Here is a 22,482-nt window from a genome sequence, read left to right on the forward strand (position 1 = left end):
TTTGAGAAACCCCAACGGCTCATTCGCGCCGTTATCAATTATCCATTCTCAATTATCAATTACCTCTCTGCCGCTATTAACTGTTCACTACCTTCCTGCACCCTGCCCACAGCCGACAGGATCGCCTGCAAGGCAGCCGCGGTCGTATCAGCGGCAGTAGCCACGGCACTCTGCACCGTCTCCACCACCTGAACCCGCACACAGGCCATGGCGTTGGCTTCGGTGTTATCGCCCAATGAGTACTCATCGAAGGACACCACCTTCACCTCGCCACCGGTACGACGGTTGAGCGCGTCCACCAATGCAGACATGGCACCGTCGCCGCGGCCGGACAACAGGGTCACCGGCTGGCTGGCATCGCCGATGCTGATCTGGGCCTGCACCTGATCGTTGCTGCGGTTAAGGTCATAGGAGCGCAACATCCAGCCCAGCGGCACATTGAGATAATCGCTGTTGAAGCGACGGTGCACCCGCTCGCTGGTGATCTCGCCACCATCCTCTTCCGCATCGCGCTGCACCACACCGGCCAATTCCTGCTGCAACCAGCGCGGCAGATCGATACCAAAATCCCGCTCCAGCACGTGGGCCACCCCGCCCTTGCCGGACTGGGAATTGATACGCACCACTTCCTCGTAGCGACGTCCCACATCCGCCGGATCGATGGGCAGATAGGCCACCTGCCAGATATCCCCTTCCTGATAGCGGGCCAGGCACTTGCGGATAGCATCCTGATGGCTGCCGGAGAAGGCACTGAACACCAGATCACCGGCATAGGGGTGGCGCGGGTGGGTCTGGATATCGGTAATCTCCTCCACCAGGGCAATAATCTCCTTCGTGCGTGAGAAGTCGATTTGCGGGTCGATGCCCTGGCTGTACAGGTTCATGCCGGCGGTAACCAGATCCATGTTACCGGTACGCTCGCCGTTGCCCAGCAAGGTACCTTCTACACGGTCCGCTCCCGCCATCACCGCCATTTCTGCCGCCGCCACACCGCAACCTCGATCATCATGGGTGTGCACACTGATAATCACATGTTCGCGGTACTGAATGCTGTCATGGACCAGCTCCACCTGATCGGCAAACACATTGGGCGTGCTCACCTCCACGGTAGCCGGCAGGTTGATGATCACCCGCTGGCCCTGGTCCGGGCGCCACACCGCGTTCACCGCATCGATCACCTCAATGGCGAAATCCGTTTCCGTGGCACTGAAGGTTTCCGGGGAATACTGGAAGCTCCAGTGGGTCTCCGGCTGCGCCGCGGCACAGGCTTTTACCCAGCCGGCAGCGCGTTCGGCAATCGCCTTGCAGCCGGCCTTGTCCACGCTGAACACCTGCTCGCGGAAGGTGGGCGAAGTGGCATTGTAGATATGCACGATGGCGTTCTTCGCCCCCTTGAGGGATTCAAAGGTACGGGCGATCAACTCTTCCCGGGCTTGGGTGAGCACCTGGATGTGCACGTCATCCGGCACCAGGTCTTCTTCGATCAGGGCCCGGCAGAAATCGAAATCGATCTGGCTGGCAGACGGGAAGCCCACTTCGATTTCCTTGAAACCCAGCTCCACCAGCATCTGAAAAAAGCGACGCTTCTGGGCCACGGACATGGGTTTGATCAGCGCCTGGTTACCATCACGCAGATCCACCGCCGCCCACAGCGGGGCTTTCTCGATACGCTGACTCGGCCAGCGACGATCAGGTTTGTCGATAACGGGGAAAGGCTGGTATTTACGGTGATCAAAGCTCATGTCATTTCCTCAAACCAAAAAGGGGCATCGGCTGCCCCCGAAGGAGAATTCCCGACCGAATCCAGGGGGTGAGCCGGATGGGGCCAACAACTCGCTGTCTGTGATCTCGGGTCTCGATCAGCGCGCCAATAGGCACGGATGGCAACGAAGAGTGGCGGCCCGCTTTTGACGGTTCGCATCATCGCCCCACGAGAGATACTTTACGGCAGCAAACCGGCAATGTGCTTGCTTTTTTCATCAGAAAACGGCCATATAAGCAATAATATTGCGCAATAACAGCAAAAAAGGGCTGAAATCATCATGAGAAAGCAGAAACTGGCAAAACTGGACCGCACTGACCTGCGTATCCTGGAAGCCCTGCAACATAACGGCGGGCTTACCAACCAGCAGCTGGCGGAAACCGTCGGCCTGTCCCCCTCCCCCTGTTCCCGGCGGGTACAGAAGCTGGAAGCCGCCGGCATCATTCTCAAAAGAGAGACCGTGCTGGACGCCCGCAAGCTGGGCCTGGACCTGACCGTGATCATCCAGATCAGCATGGACCGCCACACCCCCGAGCGTTTCGCCAACTTCGAGGAGAAGGTGGCCAGCTATCCGGAAGTGCAGCAGTGCTACCTGGTCACCGGCCAGGAAGCCGACTACCTACTGAAAGTGGTGGTGCCGGATATTGATGGCTACCAACATTTCCTGCTCAACAAGATCACTCGCATCGAAGGTGTCAGCGGGGTGCATTCCAGCTTTGTCATGCGCCGGGTGGTGGATACGGCGGCATTGCCGTTGAATTATGTGGAGACGTAGCTCTCGCACTCGCAAACCCTGACTCCCTTGTAGGAGCACCTCTTGAGGTGCGAACAGACGTGATGCAAAGAACCAGCATGCAACAGCAGCACGTCCAGAATGCATTGCCATCGGCATACCGCCTCCTTCGCCAAGGCTCGGATTCGCACCTCAAGAGGTGCTCCTACCGTTGCTTCGTGGCCAGGGCGTTGTCATGCGTCAAGCGACGCTCCTACAGATGGCCCGGCCCTAACTGATATGCTGGCACTATCAAATGCGTAGAGTTGCGAGACCATGAAAAAACTATTGATCGTCGCCCACGCCCCGTCGCCGAACACCCTGAAACTGCGCGACGCCGCCGCCCGGGGTGCCGGCCATGAAGATATCGAGAACGTGTCCGTCACGGTGAAGCCGCCTCTGGAAGCGGGACCCGAGGATGTGCTGGCCTGCGACGCCATTCTGCTCGGCACCACGGAAAACCTGGGCTACATGAGTGGCGCCCTGAAGGATTTTTTCGACCGCAGCTATTACCCGGTGCTGGAAGAAAAGCAGGGACTCCCCTGCGCTCTCTACATCCGTGCCGGCCAGGACGGCACCGGCACCCGTCGAGCCGTGGAAAGCATTGCTACAGGGCTGCGCTGGAACTGGGTACAGGACCCAATGGTACTGCGCGGCGAGTGGCAGGATGCCTTCGAGCAGCAGGTAGAAGAGCTGGGGATGTATCTGGCGGCGGGGCTGGATGCGGGGGTTCTTTAGCTACGAGCTTCTAGCTGCTAGCTTCGAGGCGCGGTAGAACTCTTGGGGATCTGAATGTCCGTGCCCGCGCCCAACCATGGGCGCGGGCACAGACTCTCCATTACTGACAAGCCAACCCGCGTCTAGTCGCTAGCAGCTAGAAGCTCACAGCTGCCTTACCCCTTGCTCTTGTTCACCATGGCCGCCAACACCGCCTTCGCCTCATCGCCCTGTAGCATTTCACCAAACAGGGCCAGATCTTCCTCGAGTACATCCTGCAGCGGCTTGCTGATCGCCTGACGCATCAACCGTTTGCTCTCGCGCAGGGCCTTGGGGGGTTTCTTTGCCAGGGTGTCGACCCAACCGCGGGCGGTGGATTGCAGGTCCTCACGACCCACCACCTTGGCGATCAGGCCAGCCTCGAAGGCTTCCTGTGCCAGCATCGGCTCACCCAGCAGCAACATGCGGGCGGCGCGCTGATAGCCCAGCCAGTCCGGCAGCAGCTTGGCGGAACCGGCTTCCGGTACCGCACCGAGATCGGCAAAAGGAGTGATGAACTTGGCATCATCGGAGGCTACTACCATATCCATGTGCAGCAGCATGGTGGTGCCCACGCCCACTGCATTGCCCTGAACAGCAGCGACCACTACTTTCGGGAAAGCATAAATGGCCTTGATGAAATTCGCCGCCTCACCCACTTCACCGGGCTTGGCATTGAGGAAGTCCACCAGATCGTTGCCGGCACTGAAAGATTTTCCTTCGGCAGCAAACAGTACCACGCGAATCTCATCGCTCTGTTCCGCGGTATGGAGCAGGGCGATCATGTCCCGGTACATGGCGCCGGTGAGGGCGTTCAGTTTATCCGGGCGGTTCAGGGTAATTTCCAACACTGATTCGGTGTGTTTCACCAGAATCAGATCACTTTCCAATGTCGGCAAGGTCACGACAGCTCTCCCAATCATTATTTGTCGGGCAAGGCTAGCCGCCCGCTCCGCCCATGCCAAGGACGAATACCGACAAAGGGTATTGACCAGCCGGTCAAAGCACCTTAAAAAAGCGCACCTCTCCTGAGATCGTCACCGTGAAACTGATCACTTTCGATCCTTTCCGCACCTTGGGTCTGCCCGGCGTGCGTTATATCAAGCCGGAACACATGAACCAGCACCGCGAGACCCTGGCGGAAGCAGACTGGTTACTGTTTCCCGGCTTCTGGCAGATCAACAGTCTGCACTATGTGCTCAAGCGCCCCATCTTCCCCAGCCTGAGCAGTTACCACTTGGGCCACGACAAGGTGGAAATGACCCGAGCTCTGCAAACCGCCTGCCCTGAGCATGTGCCGGAAACCCTGATTGTGGCTTCCGACAAGTACGGCATTGGCCAAGTGCTGGATCAATGGCGGTTTCCGTTTGTGGCCAAATCAGTGCGCTCCAGCCAAGGCATGGGCGTCTACCTGATCGAGAACCGCCAGCAGTTTCTGGATTATGCGGAGCGCGAAGCCGTGCTCTATATACAGAAGCTACTGCCCATTGTGCGCGACCTGCGCGTGGTGGTGGTGGGCGAGGAAGTGGTGGCCAGCTACTGGCGGGAAGGAGTGGGCTTTCTGAACAACGTGAGCCAGGGCGGGCGCGTGCGTACCGATATGTCGGTACCGGACAATGCCATTTCCCTGGTGGAGGGGCTGGCCCGTTATCTCGGCATCAACCATGCCGGCTTTGATGTGGCCATGGTGGATGGCCACCCCTACATCCTGGAATTCAATCGCCTGTTCGGCAACACCGGCATCCCCGACCTCAATCAGCGGGTTCAACAGGCCATGAGCCGCTACCTGCTGGGCGAGCCATCGTCGCCGCCCTCTTCGGACAGCAAGGTATCCGCCTGAGTGCGCAGCAGGTTCTGGTAACGGTGAGCCAACTGCTCAACCGGCTGTAGCCGTACCTTATGATCGCCAGCGGTAACCACCTGGGCCTTTTCCGGCTGGTACAGGGCTTTCACATCCAGCTCGGTGGCGGCCAATTGTGCTTCCGGCACATTCAGCCGACCCGGCACCCCTGCCACACAGAGGGACCAGGCTTCCTGCTGGCCCCTATCGGTGGTGACCAGCGCCTTGAATTCCAGTGGTGGCTTGCCCTGCTGCTTGCGTAACGGCGCCAGCAGGCGCACTACACGGAGGAACAGCAGGCCCGCGCACAGCGCGGAAAACGCACAGCGGGACGCCGGCTCCTGATAGAAAAACAGCCCGGCCTGATCGCCTACCCTTTGGCCTACCCGGCCACCATAGATACCCGCCACCTTGTCGAGAATCTGCTGATAATCCGCCAGCACCTCGGCCATGGCCGCCTGGGTATAACGCTGACGGATATGTTCAAAATTGACGATGCTCAGGCGCAGCTGGGCCAGTGGCTCAGCGCCTTCCGGCAAGGGCTCGGCCAGCGCCTGCGTCGATGCAGGCGTGGCCAGCGGTGATGCTGCAGGGGGCTCCACTGGCGTCGGTTCTTCAGGCTCCAGCGGAGGCGGCAGCAACCGTTGCTGAATCAGGGCAACAGCCACGCGCAGCAGCAACAGGCACAATACGGCCAGCACAAAGCCGGCTTCCAGCCGCTGGCGCGGCAGGGCACTGGTATCACCCAGCAGGGTCAAAGTGCCGGCCAGCTCCCCGTCCGGCAACGCCACCGGCACCGAGACCACCAAATCCGAGCGTGACACTCCGGACAGCCCCACCTGAATATCCGCCGCATCCAGAAAGCGCACCCCGGCCACCGGGGCCAGCTGCACGGTTTCACGACCGATCAGGTTGATGCTGATGGAGTCATCGCTGGCCAGGGCCTCGGCAGCCCGGCGGGCAGTCTGTTCGGCCAGCGCCTGCAGCTGTACCTTACGCTCCTGCTCAAGCCGCGCAGAGAAGTGCTCAAGAAAATAGACACCGACCACCAGCATGGCCAGCAGCATCAGGATCAACTCACGCAGCAGGCTGCGTTGTTGCCGAATCCATGGCCGCCATTGTTCCCACAGGGACATAGAGTTGCATTCCGTAGTATTGAGCTTGCGCGCAGTATAGCGCGACAGGAAGAGATGGCGTTGACCGAATCGGCGCACCTTAGCAGCGATGATGCCCCTACAGGCTATTGGCGATGTAAAACATCGCTAATCCCCAAGGCACTGCCGCTTGCGGTACCATTTCTGCTACCCTTACGCGGTTTTCGCGGGAGCCACTGCTTCCGCCTTCCGCTTGTCTGACTTGCCCCCGGGAGCCCATGCGTGCGCGAGATCATTCTGATTCAGGTATCCGGCAGTGACCGTCCCGGTCTGACCGCCGCTTTCACCCGGATTCTGGCCCGTTACCGGCTCAATATCCTGGATATCGGCCAGGCCGTAATCCACGACACCTTGTCGCTGGGCATCCTGGTGGAAACTCCGCCGGACGCGGAGTCCTCCGCGGTGCTCAAGGATCTGTTGTTCGAGGCCCACAAGCTGAATATCAATGTGCGCTTCCGCCCCATCGACGAAGACCGCTACGAAGAATGGGTATCCGGCCAGGGCAAGGACCGCCACATCATCACCTTGCTGGCGCGCAAGATTACTGCCGAGCAACTCTCTGACGTGACCGCCACGGTGGCAGACAACGGCCTGAACATCGACAGCATCGCCCGCCTGTCCGGTCGGGTGCATCTGGAAGGGGAAGCTCTCAACGAGGACAGTCGCGCCTGCATCGAGATTTCCGTGCGCGGTGAGCCGAAAGATGGCGAAGCCATGCGCGCCGCCTTCCTCAGCATAGCCAACGAACGCAATCTGGACATCGCCTTCCAGCGCGACAGCGCCTTCCGCCGTAACCGGCGCCTGGTGGTGTTCGATATGGATTCCACCCTGATCCGCTCGGAGGTGATCGACGAGCTGGCCATGGAAGCCGGGGTGGGCGAGCAGGTGGCGGACATTACCGAACAAGCCATGCGCGGCGAGCTGGATTTCAATGAAAGTTTCCGGGCCCGGGTGGCCCTGCTCAAGGGGCTGGATGAAGGGGCCCTGGAGCGGGTGCGCGAACGCATCCAGCTCACCGAAGGGGCGCAACGGCTGATCAGCACTCTGCGCGCCCTGGGCTATCGCACCGCGATTCTATCCGGCGGTTTCACCTGGTTTGGCCAGTGGCTGCAACAGCTGCTGGGCATCGACTATGTGTATGCCAATGAGCTGGAAATCGAGAACGGCCAGGTCACCGGCCGGGTGGTCGGCCAGATCGTCAACGGCCAGCGCAAGGCCGATCTGCTCAAGCAGATCGCTACCCAGGAAGGCATCAGCCTGGAGCAGGTCATCGCCGTGGGCGACGGCGCCAACGACCTGCCCATGCTCGGCGAAGCCGGCCTGGGCATCGCATTCCGCGCCAAACCCCTGGTAAAACAGAACGCCGAACAGGCCATCTCCACTCTGGGCCTGGACGGGATTCTTTATTTGATCGGGGTAAGGGATAAGGATCAGGCGGAGCTGCTTAAGAGCAATTGAAAATTGATAGTTGAGAATTGATAACTCGCGGACAAAGCTTAGCTGGTTATCAAACGACAAGAGGCCGCGCCCATGAATTGGTCGCGGCCTCTTGCGTTCAGGAATAATTTTAGCGCCGCATGCGCGTTATCAATTATCCATTATCAACTGTCAATTAATTACGCCGACTCCGGGATCTGCAACGTATCCATCGGCGCTTGCAGGTAGAAGCCTTGCAGGTAATCGATCCCGCCGAGACTCCACAGGGCCTGCATCTGGGCGGCGGATTCCACGAAACCCACCACTGTCTTGCGGTTGCCTTCTTTCACCTGTTTGACGATCTCGGTGAGCCGCTGGCGGCCTTCGGCCTTGGCCACGTCCTGGGTGAAGGAGCCTTCGAATTTCACCATGGTGGCGGGAATGTGCTGGAACAGTTTGAACGGATCCAGGCCACCGCCGAAGCGGCTGATGGAGATGCCGCAGCCGGCGCTCTTCATCTTCTCGGCAAACACGCCGGCCTGCTTCAGGTAAGTGGTAGCATCGCCTTCGGTGAGCTGGAAGGTCAGGCGGGAGCCGTCCATCTTGGCAGCACGCATGGCCTTGAGCAGCCAATCCGCCAGGGAGGCATCCGCCAGAGAACCGCCGTTGATATTGAACACCAGCTTTACCGGTTCGTTCATGGTCGCTGCCGCGCGCATGGCATTGAGCACCACCCAGCGATCGATCTTGCCCACCAGACCCTGTTCAGCAGCCACCGGAATGAACTCGCCGGCCTCCATGGCTTCGCCCTGTTTCTGGGGCAGGTTCACAAACACCTCGAAAACATGCTCGCTGTCGTCTTCCAGATTCATCAACGGCTGGTAGCGCAGATTGAAACTACCCTGCTCCAGCGCCTGACGCAGCAGCATGACGATGGCCTCGGAAGACCCTGCGGCCACCTCGTCCATGGGGTCGTGCACCTTGATGCTGTTGCCTTTGCCACTGTTTTCCCGTTGGGCCTGGTTACAGCATTTCAGGGCCGTGGTCAGGGTGCCCTGACCGCTGCGGGCATCCTCACGGACAAAGGCCACGCCCACACTGGCGGTCACGTGGATGGTCTTGGCCGACACTTCCGGCATCAGCCCTTCAATACCCGCCCGCAGACGCTCGGCCAACTCTTCCGCCTCATCGGTGTCAGCCACCGGCAACAGCACGGCAAAATCCTCGCCATCCACCCGGGCCAGCTTGGCATCACCAACCTGGCCACCAAGCCAGTCGGCCACCGCCCGCAAAATTTCATCGGCGCCATCAATCCCCAGGGAGGACTGATGTTGCTCGAAATCATCCAGACGCAGGTACAGCACGGTAGCCAACTGCCCTTCTCTGGCCGCTTCGGCCACCGCATCATCAAGCTGATCCATAAACCATTTGCGGGCGAACAGGCCGGTGACCTGGTCTTTCTGGCTCATCTCATGGAGCCGTTCCTGCATTTCGTTCTCATCGACCCCGCCGGCGCGGATCACGATCTGGGTACAGGCTTCGCCGTCGTAGGTGCTGGACGAGAAGGTAAAGGACGCATCGAATTCATTACCCTCGGTGTGAACGCCCTTGCACTCCAGTTCCTGGGTCTGGCTTTCATCCTGGGCGCGGCTACGCAGCAGCTGCTTGAGCTTGTCGTGGTCGGCCGCCGACACCATGTCCATGATCGGCACGCCAGCCAGATCATCCGCACTTTCATAGCCGAACAGCTCCACATAATTGTCGTTGGCGTGAATATGCATGCCATCGAGTACATAAGCGATGGCATCACGGCTCTGATCCATCAACAGCGCCAGGCGTTTTTCCGCATCGTGGCGAACAATCTCGGAATGCTGGAGTTCCTTGCGCAGGCGCAGATTTTCCACCACCCGGTCCACCATCAGAGTAAGCATGTCCCGGTCGTCATTGGGGACCACGCCACTGGCACCTTGCAGCAATGCGGCTTTTACCGTCTCGGCAGAAAAGGTGTTTTCCAGCAGAATCACCGGCACCGCCTTGCCCAGACGCTTGAGGTGAGCCATGGCCGATTCGAAACTGCCATCGCCAAAGGTCGGCCGGCACAGCATCAGCTCCCAGGCACCGCCCTTGAGGGCACGCAGCAAGTCATCTTCGCCTAGCGCGAGTTGCGCCCGGGTCGCCCGGCCGGCATTGCGCAGCATATTCATCAGCTGCTCAGCCTCATCCTGTGAATCGTGGGCGATCAGTAAACGGAGATTATCCAGGGCATAGCTCATGGGGTGACGACTCATACTGTTTTCGTACGGCCCACCATTGTGCCTGACAACCCTGTCTTGGCAACTTTCCAGCAGAAAAAGATAGAACCGACCGACCTTTCCAGGGAAAGATCGCGACAGATTCCGGGTTTTCTGTTTATGAAAAGCAACCCGGCCAATGGCAAAAGACCATCACACAGCATCCTCGCTGTGAACATAGCAAACGGGTCAGACGCGCATCAGCGCGCCCTTGAATGATTAAAGACTGGACCAGATCGAATCCAGATCACCTTCATCATCATCGCTCACCGGTCTGACGGGAGCAGCAGGGGTCGCCATATCCCGGAACGGATACTGGCTGAATCCGGATGCCCCCTGGGTTCGGCGAAGCAACTGTACGCGTCGGGGCTCGCCGGCCTCAACCAGCTCCACTTTGACCCCCTCATTGAAACCCACAGTGGGTAGCAACAGAGTGGCCGGCTGACCAACGCCGGTCAATTCCGGCAGCAGGATAGCCCGCATGAAATCACTGTCCTCCCCCTGCTTGCGCAGAGCACGAGCCGCCACCGGCCGGCCTCCCGGAGCCAGCAACTCCACCCCGAAACGGGCACCGTGATTGGGTAACTGGGTGACCCAACGCACCACCGCCAGCATCCACTGACTATCCGGGTGATCACGCAGGGCCAACAACTCGCCGGTGCGCATCAGGCTTGGCGTATTGCCTTGCCAGGACAGGCAATAGCCACCGGGGCTGGCATTGACCTTCTGGCAATGATAGCTCTCCGGCAGTGAAGCCTCGCTGCGAAGCGAGGTGTCCGGTTTGCCGATATCAATGGTTTCATTGGGAAATTCGGACTGATAGGCCGTGGCCCAGGGGTCTTCCTTTTGCTGCTTTTGCCGGGTGTTCACTTTGATATTACGCAGGAAGGGATTGTTCTCTTCCCCGTCCCCCATCACCGACAGGCTGCCGCGTTCGATCAAGGTTTCAAACGGCACCTTGCCGGACAGAAAATAATGTACGCCCACCAGCCCAAAGCACAATTCGATCTCGCCGCTTTCCGCCATGCGCTTGAAGGCCCGCTCGGTGAGCGCGCCCCACACCTGCTGCAGATGGCTCATCATGCTGTCATCGAGTCCCTTGGGCACGAGCAGATCGCTGTTCTCCGGCTCCGCTTTCCAGGCACTGATGGCCTGCACCAACCGGGTGGAATCAATATAACGCCAGCTATCCGTGGCCTGGGAGGCGTGGGTGCGATAAATCGGCGGGCGGTCTGCCTGCAGATCGAATACAAACAGATCTTCATCATCACTGGCGGTCTTAATCTCGATCAGATCCCCCCAGCTGAACGCGGCCTTGAACAGGGCTGCCAGCTCCTGCTGGCGCAATTGGTTAGGCTTGGCGGTCGCCAGTAACAGACAACGGGCATAGGCAGACTGGATACTGGAATTGCCCTTCTCGTCGTCCACCGGCGAAGCCGCGATGCCGTGCAGTTCCGCCAGCAGATAAAGCTGATGCAGCTCCAGCCAGAGATGGCGAGGGCTGGGGAAGTACAACTGGTAACAACGCAACAGCGTATCGCCAAGAGCACTGATGGCACGATGAATCGATGTGGTCACTGCGCGCCGGACCGCCTTGTCCTTGAGCTTGCGCATGCCTCTCACGGCCACCAGTTTGTAACCACTGGCCAGGTGCCCCTGCAGGGCCTGGGCCAGGCTGGCCACGCGACGCGCCTTGTCCGGCAATACCAGGGACTGGTTCAGGTAATGTTTCTGCAGGGAATCGCTGACATGCAGAATGGAAGGACGCACCACTTCCAGCAACTGGAAGCGCTGCTTGGAGTCGATGTGCAGCCGGTTCAGCTCCTGAATGAACTGATAAAGCTGACGGGCAGTTTCTCCCATGTTCATAACCGGGAGAGCGTCAACCCATTGTTGCAGCTTCTTTGGCTGATCAGCGCCAAGTGTCAGGTGCGGCAAATCCTGCTCGGGCAGTTTCAAGCGCACCGTTTGGGCTGGTTGCTCCATGAAGATAATCCTTATCTCGGTGGCACCCAGATGGGGAACCCTGAACAATTTCTCCGGGAAGCTTGGCAGCGACTCCGTAAGGCCAAAAATATGCAAGAAATTGTTAAAGGAGCCCTCTAGTTATTAAGTAGTAGCTCTTGTTTTCTATGTGTCCTTCGTCACACGACTTTACGATACCGTTACACACCTGTAAATATTGTGTTCGCGCCGACCAGCGGATGCCCTAGCCCGCCAATACGGTCTTTGCCGGCTCCCCCGGCTCTTCCCGGGACAGCCTGGGCACCAGAAAACCCGGCAAGCGGCTGCGCAACTCCTTATGCAATTGCATCGCCACCGAATCCGGCACCGCAAAGTGCGCCGCCCCTTGCACCGCATCCAGCTGGTGCAGGTAATAGGGCATCACCCCTGCCACATGGAGGCGATCCGACAGTGCTTCCAGCGTATCAACAGAATCGTTCACCCCGGCCAGCAACACACTCTGATTCAGCAGGGTGATCCCTTCCCGTCGCCACTGCTGGCAGCGACTCACCAGCTCATCGCTGATTTCCCGGGAGTGATTGGCGTGCAGCACCAGAGCAGTCTGCCAGCGCGAATCCGACAGCAGCGCCAGCAGCGGCTCATCCATCCGCTCGGGGATAACCACCGGCGTGCGGCTATGAATGCGTAGCCGGCGCAGATGGGGAATCTCCGCCAGCGCCGTCAGCAGTTTCTGCAGGCGGCGATTGTTCAGCGTCAGCGGATCGCCACCGCTGAGAATCACCTCGCCAATGTCCCGGCGCGATGCCAGCCATTCCAGGGCCTGATCCCAGCGCTTGCCGCTCAGGTGACTCTGGTAGGGAAAATGCCGGCGAAAACAGTAACGACAATGCACCGCGCAGGCACCGGTAACCACCAGCAGTGCGCGACCATGATACTTGTGCAACAGCCCGGGCACCGGCGTGTGGGAGGCTTCCTCCAGCGGATCACTGCTGTAACCGTCCTCTTCCCGAAGCTCCGCCGGCACACTGAGCACCTGGCGCAACAGCGGGTCATGCGGATTACCCGGCTCCATCAAACGTACATAGCCACGGGGCACGCGCAGGGGGAAATCCTTCGCCGCTGCAAGGCTTTCAGGCAGGGATTCAGCACCCAGCCCCAACAGGCTGAGCAGCTCTGCCGGGTCGGTAATCAGGTCCGCCTGCTGGCGCTGCCAGCCCGGCAACTCCCAACCGTCCCTTTCCTGCGTTATGATGGGGGTCTGCTGATGTTTCATTTTCGTCTCTGCTGGAGTTCATTTTTTCGTCCGGCAAGGCGGAAGGAGTGCGGCATAGTCTTTCATATGTAAGCGACTGACAACGCAGCTGGGCGGAAAAAGGGGCCCAGCCCTTCGGGTTGTGCCTGCAAGCGCACCACTCGTTGTTACAAGTCGTTCATTTGAATAAAACCAAACATCTCTCCTTGTGCCTAGATTGGTGCGCTTGCAGGCACAACAGAGACGCAAATGAAACATTAGCAGACCCCGCACCCTCTGCGACGCCATACATCAACCTTTGGAACAACATTTATGGCCAACTATTCTACCAGTGAATTCAAGTCCGGCTTGAAAGTGATGCTCGATGGCGACCCTTGCGCCATCATCGAGAACGAATTCGTCAAGCCCGGCAAGGGCCAGGCGTTCAGCCGTGTCCGCCTGCGCAACCTGCGCAGCGGCAAGGTCTGGGACCGCACCTTCAAGTCCGGCGACTCCCTGGAAGGCGCCGACGTGATGGACGTGTCCATGCAGTACATCTTCAGCGATGGTGAATTCTGGCACTTCATGGACCAGACCAGCTTCGAACAGAAACAAGCCGATGAAGCCGCCGTGGGCGACGCCAAAAAGTGGCTGAAAGAAGAAGACATCTGCGAGGTCACCCTCTACAACGGTGAACCCCTGTCTGTCAGCCCGCCGAACTTCGTGGAACTGCAGATCGTGGAAACCGACCCGGGCCTGAAAGGCGACACCGCCGGCACCGGCGGCAAGCCCGCCACCCTGACCACCGGCGCGGTTGTGCGTGTGCCGCTGTTCGTTCAGGAAGGCGAGATCGTCAAGGTGGACACCCGCACCGGCGATTACGTGGGTCGTATCAAGAGCTAGTTGTGAGCGACTGGCAACCCACTGCCTCGCTGGAGGCCATCAAAGCGCGCGCCGAGCTGCTGAGCACGGTGCGCGCTTTTTTTGCCGCCCGCAACGTACTGGAAGTGGACACCCCACAGCTGGCCCGCTACGGCGTCAGCGACCCACATATCCAGTGCATCCCGGTACCCGGTTACGGCTACCTGCAAAGCTCACCGGAATACCACATGAAGCGCCTGCTGGCAGCGGGTAGCGGGCCCATCTACCAAATCTGCAAAGCCTACCGCCATGGCGAAGCCGGCGGCCGCCACAACCCCGAATTCACCATGCTGGAATGGTACCGCCCCGGCTTCGAACTGAATGATCTGATTCAGGAATGCCTGACCCTGTTCGCCGATCTGTTCACCGATGTGCGATCACAAACCTACCGTTTCCGCGATCTGTTCCACGACGTCACCGGTCTGGAACCGCTCACCGCCGAGGACCCGCCACTGATCGCCCACGCCGAATCCTGCGGCGCCCCGAAAGGCCTGAACAAAACCGCCGCCGTGGACTACCTGATGGCCACCCAGGTAGAAGCCGCACTGCCCGCTGAGCAACTGTCCGTGGTCACCGACTTCCCAGGCTGGGCCGCCGCCCTGGCGCAAACCGGCGAGGACAGGGACGGCGCCATCGTCGCGCGCCGCTTCGAAATCTATTACCGGGGGCTGGAGCTGGCCAATGGCTATCAGGAACTCACCGACGCTACCGAACAGCAGCAGCGGTTTGAGAAAGACAATGCACTGCGGCGAGAACAGGATATGAACACCATGGAGGAAGACGCCTATCTACTGGCAGCAATGGCATCATCTCTCCCCGAATGCAGTGGCGTCGCCATAGGGGTTGAGCGCCTTCTCATGGCCGGGCAGCGTCTCAACAATATCGACCAGGCAATAATGTTTCCCTTCAACAGGGCCTGATTTTCCCGGGAGACGTCAACCGCTCCCACCTCTACTCGTTACAGGGAAAGAACTCCCTGAAATCCTGATTCTCCAGCAGCTCGTATATTAAAAACATGATCTATCGCAACGCCCCAAACTCAGCTTTGCGTATGGTCTGCTGCCACTTGTATATGACTCTGAGCGCGTTCACGCTGCAGATAATCAAATCTATATTTCTGACCATGGCGGGGTGGAGGCACACACCAATTCTTCCCTGGTGATCCATGTCATAGCAAAGCCAGAAAAACAGACACTGACCGCACAAGGAACACTATGGACAGGCTAAGATGGTGGAAAAACCAGCTACTGGGCGATGTCGGCACCGTCTTCTATCTATCGCTGCTGTTAATTGCCGGTTTTCTGGCAGCAGCCATGGTCGACCCCGAAGCGGTGCAGAGACAAGCCCAGAAAATCCTTGATGCAACAGCCAATAATTTTGGCTGGTTATACTTGATGGCAACCAGCGGCTTTGTTCTGTTCGCTCTGGGGCTGGCCTTCTCTCGTTTCGGCAGTATTCGTCTCGGCCCGGATGACGAGCCGCCGGAGTTCAGTTTCAAAAGCTGGCTGGCCATGATCTTTTCCGGAGGGATGGGCGTAGGCCTGGTGTTCTGGGGCGTAGCGGAGCCCATGATGCATTTCAACTCGCCCCCCCTCGGGATCGGCACACCACGAACTGCAGAAGCTGCACAGACGGGTATGCGCTATGCTTTTTTCCACTGGGGCCTGCATCAATGGGCCAATTTTACGGTGGTCGGGCTGGCTATTGCCTATGTGCGCTTCCGTCACAACAGCCACGGACTGATCAGTGAAACCTTTAGGCCCCTGCTCGGTGACAGAGTAGATCACGGCTGGGGCAAGGCAATCGACACTCTGGCGGTCGTCTCTACGCTTTTTGGTGTGGCCACCACACTCGGTCTGGGTGCGCTGCAAATCAATAGCGGGCTAGCCAGGCTCTCCGGCGTACCCTACGGGGCAACGCCGCAACTACTGATCATGGCCGGGCTCGGCGTGTTGTTTATTCTCTCTGCCATGACGCCCCTGAAGTGGGGAATCCGCTATCTCAGCAGTGCCAACATGGCGCTGGCAGCGGGGCTCTTACTGTTTGTTCTGATACTCGGACCCACCCCGTTCATCTTCAGCGAATTCACTCAAACCGTAGGTGAATACCTGGGTAACATTGTACAAATGAGCCTGGTAACCACCCCTTATTCCAGTGAACACTGGGTGCAGCAGTGGACCATCTTTTACTGGGCCTGGGGCCTCAGTTGGGCGCCCTTCGTGGGCAGCTTTATCGCCCGTATTTCCCGGGGCCGATCAATTCGCGAGTTTGTCCTTGGTGTCATGATCGTGCCAGTGATTTTGAGCATGCTCTGGTTCTCCACCTTTGGCGGATCCGCTATCCACTACGAATTGTTCGGGAATGCCGGTATCGCTGACGCAGTTGCACAGGAAGTGCCGGCCGGGCTTTACGTACTGCTGGAGCAACTGCCGGGTGGATTCTATGCGGCAATTGGCGCCATCATTCTGGTGGCCATGTTTGTGGTCACGTCGGCAGACTCCGCCACCTTCGTGCTGGGCATGTTTACCTCCAAAGGCATCCTTAACCCTACCCGCTTTGTACGCATCCTGTGGGGCCTGCTGCAGCTACTGATGGCGTCAGCGTTACTACTTAGTGGCGGCCTACTTGGTCTTCGCACCGTCTCCATTGTTGCCGCGTTTCCGTTTATGCTGCTGATGGTCTTGATGGCGTATTCTCTTTATAAAGACCTGGCCCTGGAATCGCGCCGCCGCGAAGAGAGAGACAAGCTCCTGAATGAACGGATTGAACGGCTGCTACTGCGAGAATCTGAACGGGAAGCGGAACGATTGGCGGCGGAAGAAACCCATCCCACCGCGCCGGAGACGCTACCCTCTGAACCGGAAGAAGCCGATACAGTGCAGTCGAAAGATGCTGCAGCGGGCGATCAACCCGGCTGAACGCTGGCGAGGACATTCCCAACCTGCAAACACAAAAAAGGCCGCACCCAAATCATGGAAGCGGCCTTTTTCTTTCCTGATCAACACCCCGCTTCCGCGAGCTATTGATTATTCACTGTTAACTATTCTCCGCCCTTACGCCATTGCCGGCTGAGCCACCGAATTGGCCCGTGCCACCGTCTCGGCAATCAGATCGCCAATCCGGTCAATCGCCGACGGCGGGAAGTCGTGGCCCATGCCTGGAATGATGACCAGCTTGGCGCCGCGAATGTGGCGGGCAGAGGCCTTGCCGCCGGCGGGGCGGATCAACGGGTCGGCACCGCCGTGGACCACGGTGGTCGGGCAGCGGATCTGTTTTAGGTGTTTGGTGAGGGTACCGGTGGCCAGGACGGCCAGGAACTGGTTGCGGATGCCACGCGGGTTGATGCCGCGGGCCCAGCACTCCCGGTACATGGCCTCCAGTTCGTCGCGGCCCTGGGGCAGGGTGCCGGCCAGCTTGCTCATCATTTCCAGACCGAAAGCCACGAACTGGTCTTCGGTTTCCACCTTCACTCTCGGGGCCACCAGGGTCTTGAGGGCCGCCGGTTTCGGCAATGGCAGGTAGGGACTGTTGTTGCTGGACATGATTGAGGAGAGCGACAACACTCGATCCGGATGGGTGGCAGCCAGCAACTGGCTGATCATGCCGCCCATGGAGGCGCCAACAAAATGGGCACGCTCTATGTTAAGGGCATCCAGCAGGCCAACGGTGTCGGCCACCATGTCGTGCAGGGTATAGGCGCTGTCCACGGACAAGCCCAGGGTATAACGCAGCAAGGCGACCAGCGGCCCCTGCTTGAACGGTTTGCGAATGCGGGTGGATTTACCCACATCCCGGTTGTCGAAGCGGATCACCCGGTAGCCACGATCCACCAGTGTATCCAGCAACGGTTCCGGCCAGAACACCATCTGCGCGGACAACCCCATGACAAAGACAATGGGCTCCCCGTTTTCCGGGCCACGACTCTCATAAAAAAGCTCGATACCGTTACTGCTCACCGTGCCTGACTGCATATGTGATCCCTTCATTGTTCTACTGCGAGCTGATCAACATAGAAAAGCCCCGGGCAAACCACAAGCTCCGACGCCGCGATTGGCCCGATGGGCCGACCAGTTCACATCGAGCTATACCGTAATCGCTCGCCACAACATATCGAACAGCACCCCGTGCTGATCCGCCATGCGCCCGGGACGGCCGCGCAGCAGATGCATCTGGGAAATGCGCAGCAGTACGCCGTAGAAGAAATCCAGCAGGATCGGGGTGGCCACCTGACCATTGAGGATACCCTGCTCCTGCCCTTCACCCAGCACGCTCAGGAACAGCTCGGTAAGCCGCTGCTGCCCCGGCGTGGTATCGCTGCCCCAGCGGCCCGGATACACCGAGTTGATCATCATCCGCCCCATCTGCGGGTTGCGATCGAAGAAGTCCAGCACCACCCAGAACACCTTGCTGAGCCGGTCGCGGAACGTATCGATGCCGGCCAGGTGATCCAGCATGCGCTCCGCCAACTGCTCCAGGCCGTGATGCAGACAGGCGCTGAGCAGCGCTTCTTTGCTGCCGTAGTAGCGATACAGGGTCTGCAGGCTGCACTGAGCCGCTTTGGCAATTTGCTGCAGCGTGACCTGATGGAATTCCGAGTCCGCAAACACCTGCACCGCCGCCCATTCGATGCGCTGGCGCACCGCCGGGTCCTGGCGGGATTCGGGAAGTACTGCCGTACCGTTTCTCACACGCTCATTTCCTTGCACTGTAATTCTTATTACACCTCTGTCGGACAGAGCTCATTGCGACATTGACTCCCTGCCAAGAGGCTTCTAGTCTCGACACACTTTGTCACCATTCAATGTCACATTTCGTGTAATCAAAATTACACCGTGACCGGCAACCCCTGCAAGGAGTCTGGAATGCCTGTTCGCAAAATGAAGCTGGCTGGCCGTAGTGGCCGCGTGGCCGTGGTGGATGGTCTGCGTACCCCGTTCGCCCGTATCGCCACCCACTACAAAGACATGAACGCCATCGAGCTGGGCGCCATGGCCGTAAAAGAACTGATGGCCCGCAACAACCTGGACCAGCGCGACATCGAACAACTGGTGTTCGGCATGACGGTGATGATCCCGGAAGCGCCCTTTATCGCCCGGGAGATTGCTCTGGCACTGGGCATGAACACGGTAGACGCCCACTCCATCACCCGTGCTTGCGCCACCAGCTTCCAGACCGCCGCCAGCGTGGCGGACAATATCGTCGCCGGTTACAGCGATATCGCCATCGCAGGTGGTACCGACTCCACCAGCTCTGCCCGGGTACCCCTGTCCTCGGAGCTGAGCGCCGTGCTGCGCGATGTGAGCTTCGCCAAGAGCATGACCGACCGCATCAAACTGCTCAGCCAGCTGAAGGCGAAAGATTTGCTGCCCCAGGCGCCGTCCATCACCGAATACTCGGTGGGCGAGACCATGGGCGAAAGCACCGAGAAGATGGTGAAGAAATGGGGCATCAGCCGCCAGGAGCAGGACGACCTGGCCCATGCGTCCCACAGCAACGCCGCCCGCGCCTGGGCCGAAGGCCGTCTGGACAAGCAGGTGATGACCGCCTTCCTGCCTCCCAAGGCCACCCCGCTGAAGGACGACAATCTGGTGCGCAAGAATTCCGAGCGCGCCGGCTACAGCAAGTTGAAGCCCGTGTTCGACAAGGTGTCCGGTAGCGTCACCGCCGCCAACAGCAGCCCGCTCACCGATGGTGCTGGCGCCCTGCTGATGATGAGCGAGAAAAAAGCCAAGGCGCTGGGTTACCAGCCGCTGGGCTATATCCGCTCCTACGCCTTTGCTGCCCGCAGCCCGCAGGATGATTTGCTGATGGGCCCGGTGCTGGCCGCCCCCATGGCCATGGCCCGCGCCGGCCTCACCCTGAACGACCTGACCCTGGTGGACATGCACGAGGCCTTCGCCGGTCAGGTGGCCTGTAACCTGAAAGGCCTGGCCGATGACGACTATGTGCGCAGCCAGACCGGCCTCGCCGCTCTGGGCGAGGTAGATCGCAGCATTCTCAACGTGAACGGCGGCTCCATCGCCTACGGCCACCCCTTCGGTGCCACCGGCGCCCGCGTCATCAGCCAGGCACTGTATGAACTGCAGCGTCGCGGTGGCGGCCTGGCCCTGACCACCGCCTGCGCCGCCGGCGGTATCGGTGCCGCCATGGTGCTGGAAGCGGAATAAGCAGCGGAACAAGGAGATCCCCATGAGCAAAACGCAACGTGCTTTTACTCTCAAACCGCTGGATAACGGTGTGGCAGTACTGGAAATCAATGTCCCCAATGATGCCCAGAACACCCTGAAAGCGGAGTTTGCCGACGACTTCAACAGCGCCTTTGCTGCCATCGAGAAAGCCAAACCCAAAGCGCTGGTGCTGTACTCCACCAAAGCAGGCTCATTCATGGCCGGCGCCGATATCAAGCTGTTTGAAAGCGCAAAGACCGCGAAAGAAGTCAGCGATCTGTCCACCCAGTGCCAACAGACTTTCCAGAAACTGGAAGACCTGGATATCCCGGTGGTTGCCGCCATCAAGGGCGCCTGCCTGGGCGGCGGCATGGAACTGGCACTGGCCTGCTCCTACCGCATCGCCGCCAGCAGCAGCGACACCGTGCTGGGTCTGCCGGAAGTGATGCTGGGCCTGCTGCCTGCCGGCGGCGGTACCCAGCGCCTGCCTCGCCAGGTCGGTATCGCCACCGCCCTGGACCTGATGCTCACTGGCCGCCAGTTGAAAGCCAAACCGGCGAAGAAAATCGGTCTGGTGGATGAAGTGGTGGAAGGCGTGGCCGTCTACGACCGTGCCGTGGCCCGCGCTCTGGAGCTGGCCGACGCCAGGGAAGAAAGCAGCGTCAATCTTGCCAGCTACTTCAGTAAGGACGGCCTCACCAAGGCAGCGCTGGAGCAGAACAGCCTGGGCCGCAAGGTGGTCTTCGATCAGGCGCGCAAGCAGACCGCGAAAAAGACCCACGGTCTGTACCCGGCACCGCCGGCCATCATTGATGCGGTGGAAGCCGGCTTCGAGGAAGGTATCGAACAGGGTTACGCCACCGAAGCCCGTCTGTTCGGCGAGCTGGCCATGTCGCCCCAGTCGAAACAGTTGCGCGGCATTTTCCACGCCACCAATACCCTGAAGAAAGAAACCTTTGTGGCTGACGGCGTGAAAGCCCGGAACATCGAAAAAGTCGGTGTCCTCGGCGCCGGCCTGATGGGGGCCGGCATCGCGCTGACCACCATCAACAAGGCCAAGCTGCCGGTGCGCCTCAAGGACCGGGACGATAACGGCCTGGCCCATGGCGTGAAATACGTCAGCGAGTTCTACAACAAGCGCGCGAAAAAGGGGGCCATGAGCGCCGCCGATGCCAGCGCCGAACAGGGTCGCATTTCCTACACCGCTGATTACAGCGGCTTCAAGGGGCTCGACCTGGTGGTGGAAGCGGTGTTCGAAGACCTGGGTCTTAAGCACAAGATGCTCAAGGACGTGGAAGCCAACGGCAACAAGCACACCGTGTTTGCCTCCAACACCTCTTCCATTCCCATCACCGACATCGCCAGTGCCGCCGAGCGCCCGGAAAACGTGATCGGCCTGCATTACTTTTCCCCGGTGGAAAAGATGCCGCTGCTGGAAATCATCACCACGGACAAGACCGCCCCGGAAGTGACCGCCGGCTGTGTGGCCTTCGGCAAGGCCCAGGGCAAGACCGTGATCGTGGTGAAGGATGGCCCCGGCTTCTACACCACCCGCATCCTCGCGCCCTACCTGAACGAAGCGACCCGCCTGCTCACCGAAGGGGTGGATGTGAAAGCTGTGGACAAGGCGCTGGTGCGCTTCGGCTTCCCGGTGGGTCCCATCACCCTGCTCGACGAAGTGGGTGTGGATGTTGGCACCAAGGTGGGGCCGGTACTGGAAAAGGCCTTTGGTGACCGCATGGCGTCACCGGATGCCGCCGGCCTGATGATCGAAAACGATTATCTGGGCCGCAAGAGTGGCCGCGGCTTTTATATCTATGAAGGCGTGGCCAAGGGCGAAAAGCCGGTGAATACCGCTCTCTATGAGCTGATGAATGTCACCAGCGAGAAAGATGCGGATGACGAGGAAATCGTCAGCCGTTGTGCCTGGCTGATGATCAACGAAGCCGCCTACTGTTTGCAGGACGGTATTATCAGCGACCCCATGCACGGTGATATCGGCGCCATCTTCGGTCTGGGCTTTCCGCCCTTCCGCGGCGGCCCGTTCCGTTACATGGACAGCCTGGGCCTCACCAATTCGGTGCGTACCCTGGAGCGGCTGGCCGAACAGTTTGGCGAGCGCTTCACACCCGCTCCGTTATTGGTAGAGATGGCCAAAAAGAAACAACGCTTTTACGAGTAAGCGTCCGGCGCCTGTTTACTAGCGC

Annotated in this window: 17 protein-coding genes; 9 read left to right on the forward strand and 8 right to left on the reverse strand. The window is 59.5% G+C overall.

Annotated elements, in window-relative coordinates:
- Nucleotides 1-59: 59 nt before the first annotated feature.
- Nucleotides 60-1,742: a 2-isopropylmalate synthase gene (locus tag B3Q33_RS12345; protein WP_286827796.1), complete on the reverse strand. Its 1,683-nt coding sequence runs from the start codon at nucleotides 1,740-1,742 to the stop codon at nucleotides 60-62.
- A 300-nt stretch (nucleotides 1,743-2,042) separates the two neighbouring features.
- Here B3Q33_RS12345 and B3Q33_RS12350 point away from each other — a divergent pair, with 300 nt between their 5' ends.
- On the forward strand, nucleotides 2,043-2,537 hold the full coding sequence (locus B3Q33_RS12350; RefSeq protein ID WP_286827801.1) for an Lrp/AsnC family transcriptional regulator: 495 nt from the start codon (nucleotides 2,043-2,045) through the stop codon (nucleotides 2,535-2,537).
- A gap of 273 nt (nucleotides 2,538-2,810) precedes the next feature.
- The gene (locus tag B3Q33_RS12355; RefSeq protein WP_272963403.1) at nucleotides 2,811-3,272 is read left to right on the forward strand and encodes a flavodoxin family protein; all 462 of its coding nucleotides are present in this window, start codon (nucleotides 2,811-2,813) and stop codon (nucleotides 3,270-3,272) included.
- 155 nt (nucleotides 3,273-3,427) lie between these two features.
- Here the strand turns inward: B3Q33_RS12355 and B3Q33_RS12360 are convergent, their stop codons facing one another.
- Nucleotides 3,428-4,195, reverse strand: coding sequence for an enoyl-CoA hydratase-related protein (locus B3Q33_RS12360; RefSeq protein WP_272963404.1), 768 nt, complete (start codon nucleotides 4,193-4,195; stop codon nucleotides 3,428-3,430).
- Nucleotides 4,196-4,332: 137 nt separating this feature from the next.
- Here B3Q33_RS12360 and B3Q33_RS12365 point away from each other — a divergent pair, with 137 nt between their 5' ends.
- A complete protein-coding gene (locus B3Q33_RS12365; protein ID WP_272963405.1) occupies nucleotides 4,333-5,130 on the forward strand; it encodes an ATP-grasp domain-containing protein in 798 nt (265 codons plus the stop codon).
- Here the strand turns inward: B3Q33_RS12365 and B3Q33_RS12370 are convergent.
- The gene (locus B3Q33_RS12370; protein WP_272963406.1) at nucleotides 5,073-6,266 is read right to left on the reverse strand and encodes a hypothetical protein; all 1,194 of its coding nucleotides are present in this window, start codon (nucleotides 6,264-6,266) and stop codon (nucleotides 5,073-5,075) included. The two genes, B3Q33_RS12365 and B3Q33_RS12370, sit on opposite strands and share 58 nt — an antisense overlap.
- Nucleotides 6,267-6,506: 240 nt before the next feature.
- Between B3Q33_RS12370 and serB the strand changes: the two genes are divergently transcribed.
- Nucleotides 6,507-7,742, forward strand: coding sequence for a phosphoserine phosphatase SerB (gene serB, locus B3Q33_RS12375; protein ID WP_272963407.1), 1,236 nt, complete (start codon nucleotides 6,507-6,509; stop codon nucleotides 7,740-7,742).
- A gap of 158 nt (nucleotides 7,743-7,900) precedes the next feature.
- Here the strand turns inward: serB and B3Q33_RS12380 are convergent, their stop codons facing one another.
- The 3 genes from B3Q33_RS12380 to epmB form a co-directional block, all read right to left on the reverse strand.
- Entirely contained in the window at nucleotides 7,901-9,988 is a 2,088-nt protein-coding gene (locus B3Q33_RS12380; RefSeq protein WP_232222083.1) for an EAL domain-containing response regulator, read from the reverse strand.
- A 222-nt stretch (nucleotides 9,989-10,210) separates the two neighbouring features.
- Nucleotides 10,211-11,977, reverse strand: coding sequence for a hypothetical protein (locus B3Q33_RS12385; protein ID WP_272963408.1), 1,767 nt, complete (start codon nucleotides 11,975-11,977; stop codon nucleotides 10,211-10,213).
- A gap of 223 nt (nucleotides 11,978-12,200) precedes the next feature.
- On the reverse strand, nucleotides 12,201-13,229 hold the full coding sequence (gene epmB, locus B3Q33_RS12390) for an EF-P beta-lysylation protein EpmB (protein ID WP_272963409.1): 1,029 nt from the start codon (nucleotides 13,227-13,229) through the stop codon (nucleotides 12,201-12,203).
- A gap of 291 nt (nucleotides 13,230-13,520) precedes the next feature.
- On the opposite strand from epmB, the gene efp reads away from it, so the two are divergent.
- From efp to B3Q33_RS12405, 3 genes are all read left to right on the forward strand, one after another.
- Nucleotides 13,521-14,090 carry an elongation factor P gene (gene efp, locus B3Q33_RS12395; RefSeq protein ID WP_272963410.1) on the forward strand — a complete coding sequence of 190 codons (570 nt, stop codon included), beginning with the start codon at nucleotides 13,521-13,523 and terminating at the stop codon, nucleotides 14,088-14,090.
- A gap of 2 nt (nucleotides 14,091-14,092) precedes the next feature.
- A complete protein-coding gene (epmA, locus tag B3Q33_RS12400; protein ID WP_272963411.1) occupies nucleotides 14,093-15,028 on the forward strand; it encodes an EF-P lysine aminoacylase EpmA in 936 nt (311 codons plus the stop codon).
- Nucleotides 15,029-15,322: 294 nt separating this feature from the next.
- A complete protein-coding gene (locus B3Q33_RS12405; RefSeq protein WP_272963412.1) occupies nucleotides 15,323-17,026 on the forward strand; it encodes a BCCT family transporter in 1,704 nt (567 codons plus the stop codon).
- Between the two features lie 135 nt (nucleotides 17,027-17,161).
- On the opposite strand, the gene B3Q33_RS12410 is transcribed toward B3Q33_RS12405, so the two are convergent.
- Both B3Q33_RS12410 and B3Q33_RS12415 read right to left on the reverse strand, forming a co-directional pair.
- Nucleotides 17,162-18,094, reverse strand: coding sequence for an alpha/beta fold hydrolase (locus B3Q33_RS12410; RefSeq protein ID WP_273010316.1), 933 nt, complete (start codon nucleotides 18,092-18,094; stop codon nucleotides 17,162-17,164).
- Nucleotides 18,095-18,190: 96 nt separating this feature from the next.
- On the reverse strand, nucleotides 18,191-18,796 hold the full coding sequence (locus tag B3Q33_RS12415; protein WP_272963413.1) for a TetR/AcrR family transcriptional regulator: 606 nt from the start codon (nucleotides 18,794-18,796) through the stop codon (nucleotides 18,191-18,193).
- A gap of 174 nt (nucleotides 18,797-18,970) precedes the next feature.
- Between B3Q33_RS12415 and fadI the strand changes: the two genes are divergently transcribed.
- Both fadI and fadJ read left to right on the forward strand, forming a co-directional pair.
- Nucleotides 18,971-20,275, forward strand: a complete 1,305-nt coding sequence (fadI, locus tag B3Q33_RS12420; RefSeq protein ID WP_272963414.1) for an acetyl-CoA C-acyltransferase FadI — start codon at nucleotides 18,971-18,973, stop codon at nucleotides 20,273-20,275.
- Nucleotides 20,276-20,297: 22 nt separating this feature from the next.
- The gene (gene fadJ / locus B3Q33_RS12425; RefSeq protein ID WP_272963415.1) at nucleotides 20,298-22,457 is read left to right on the forward strand and encodes a fatty acid oxidation complex subunit alpha FadJ; all 2,160 of its coding nucleotides are present in this window, start codon (nucleotides 20,298-20,300) and stop codon (nucleotides 22,455-22,457) included.
- The last annotated feature ends 25 nt before the right edge of the window (nucleotides 22,458-22,482 follow it).

The sequence above is a fragment of the Alcanivorax sp. UBA3183 genome (assembly GCF_002364155.1).
In the GTDB taxonomy this organism is placed as follows: Bacteria; Pseudomonadota; Gammaproteobacteria; order Pseudomonadales; family Alcanivoracaceae; genus Alcanivorax; species Alcanivorax jadensis.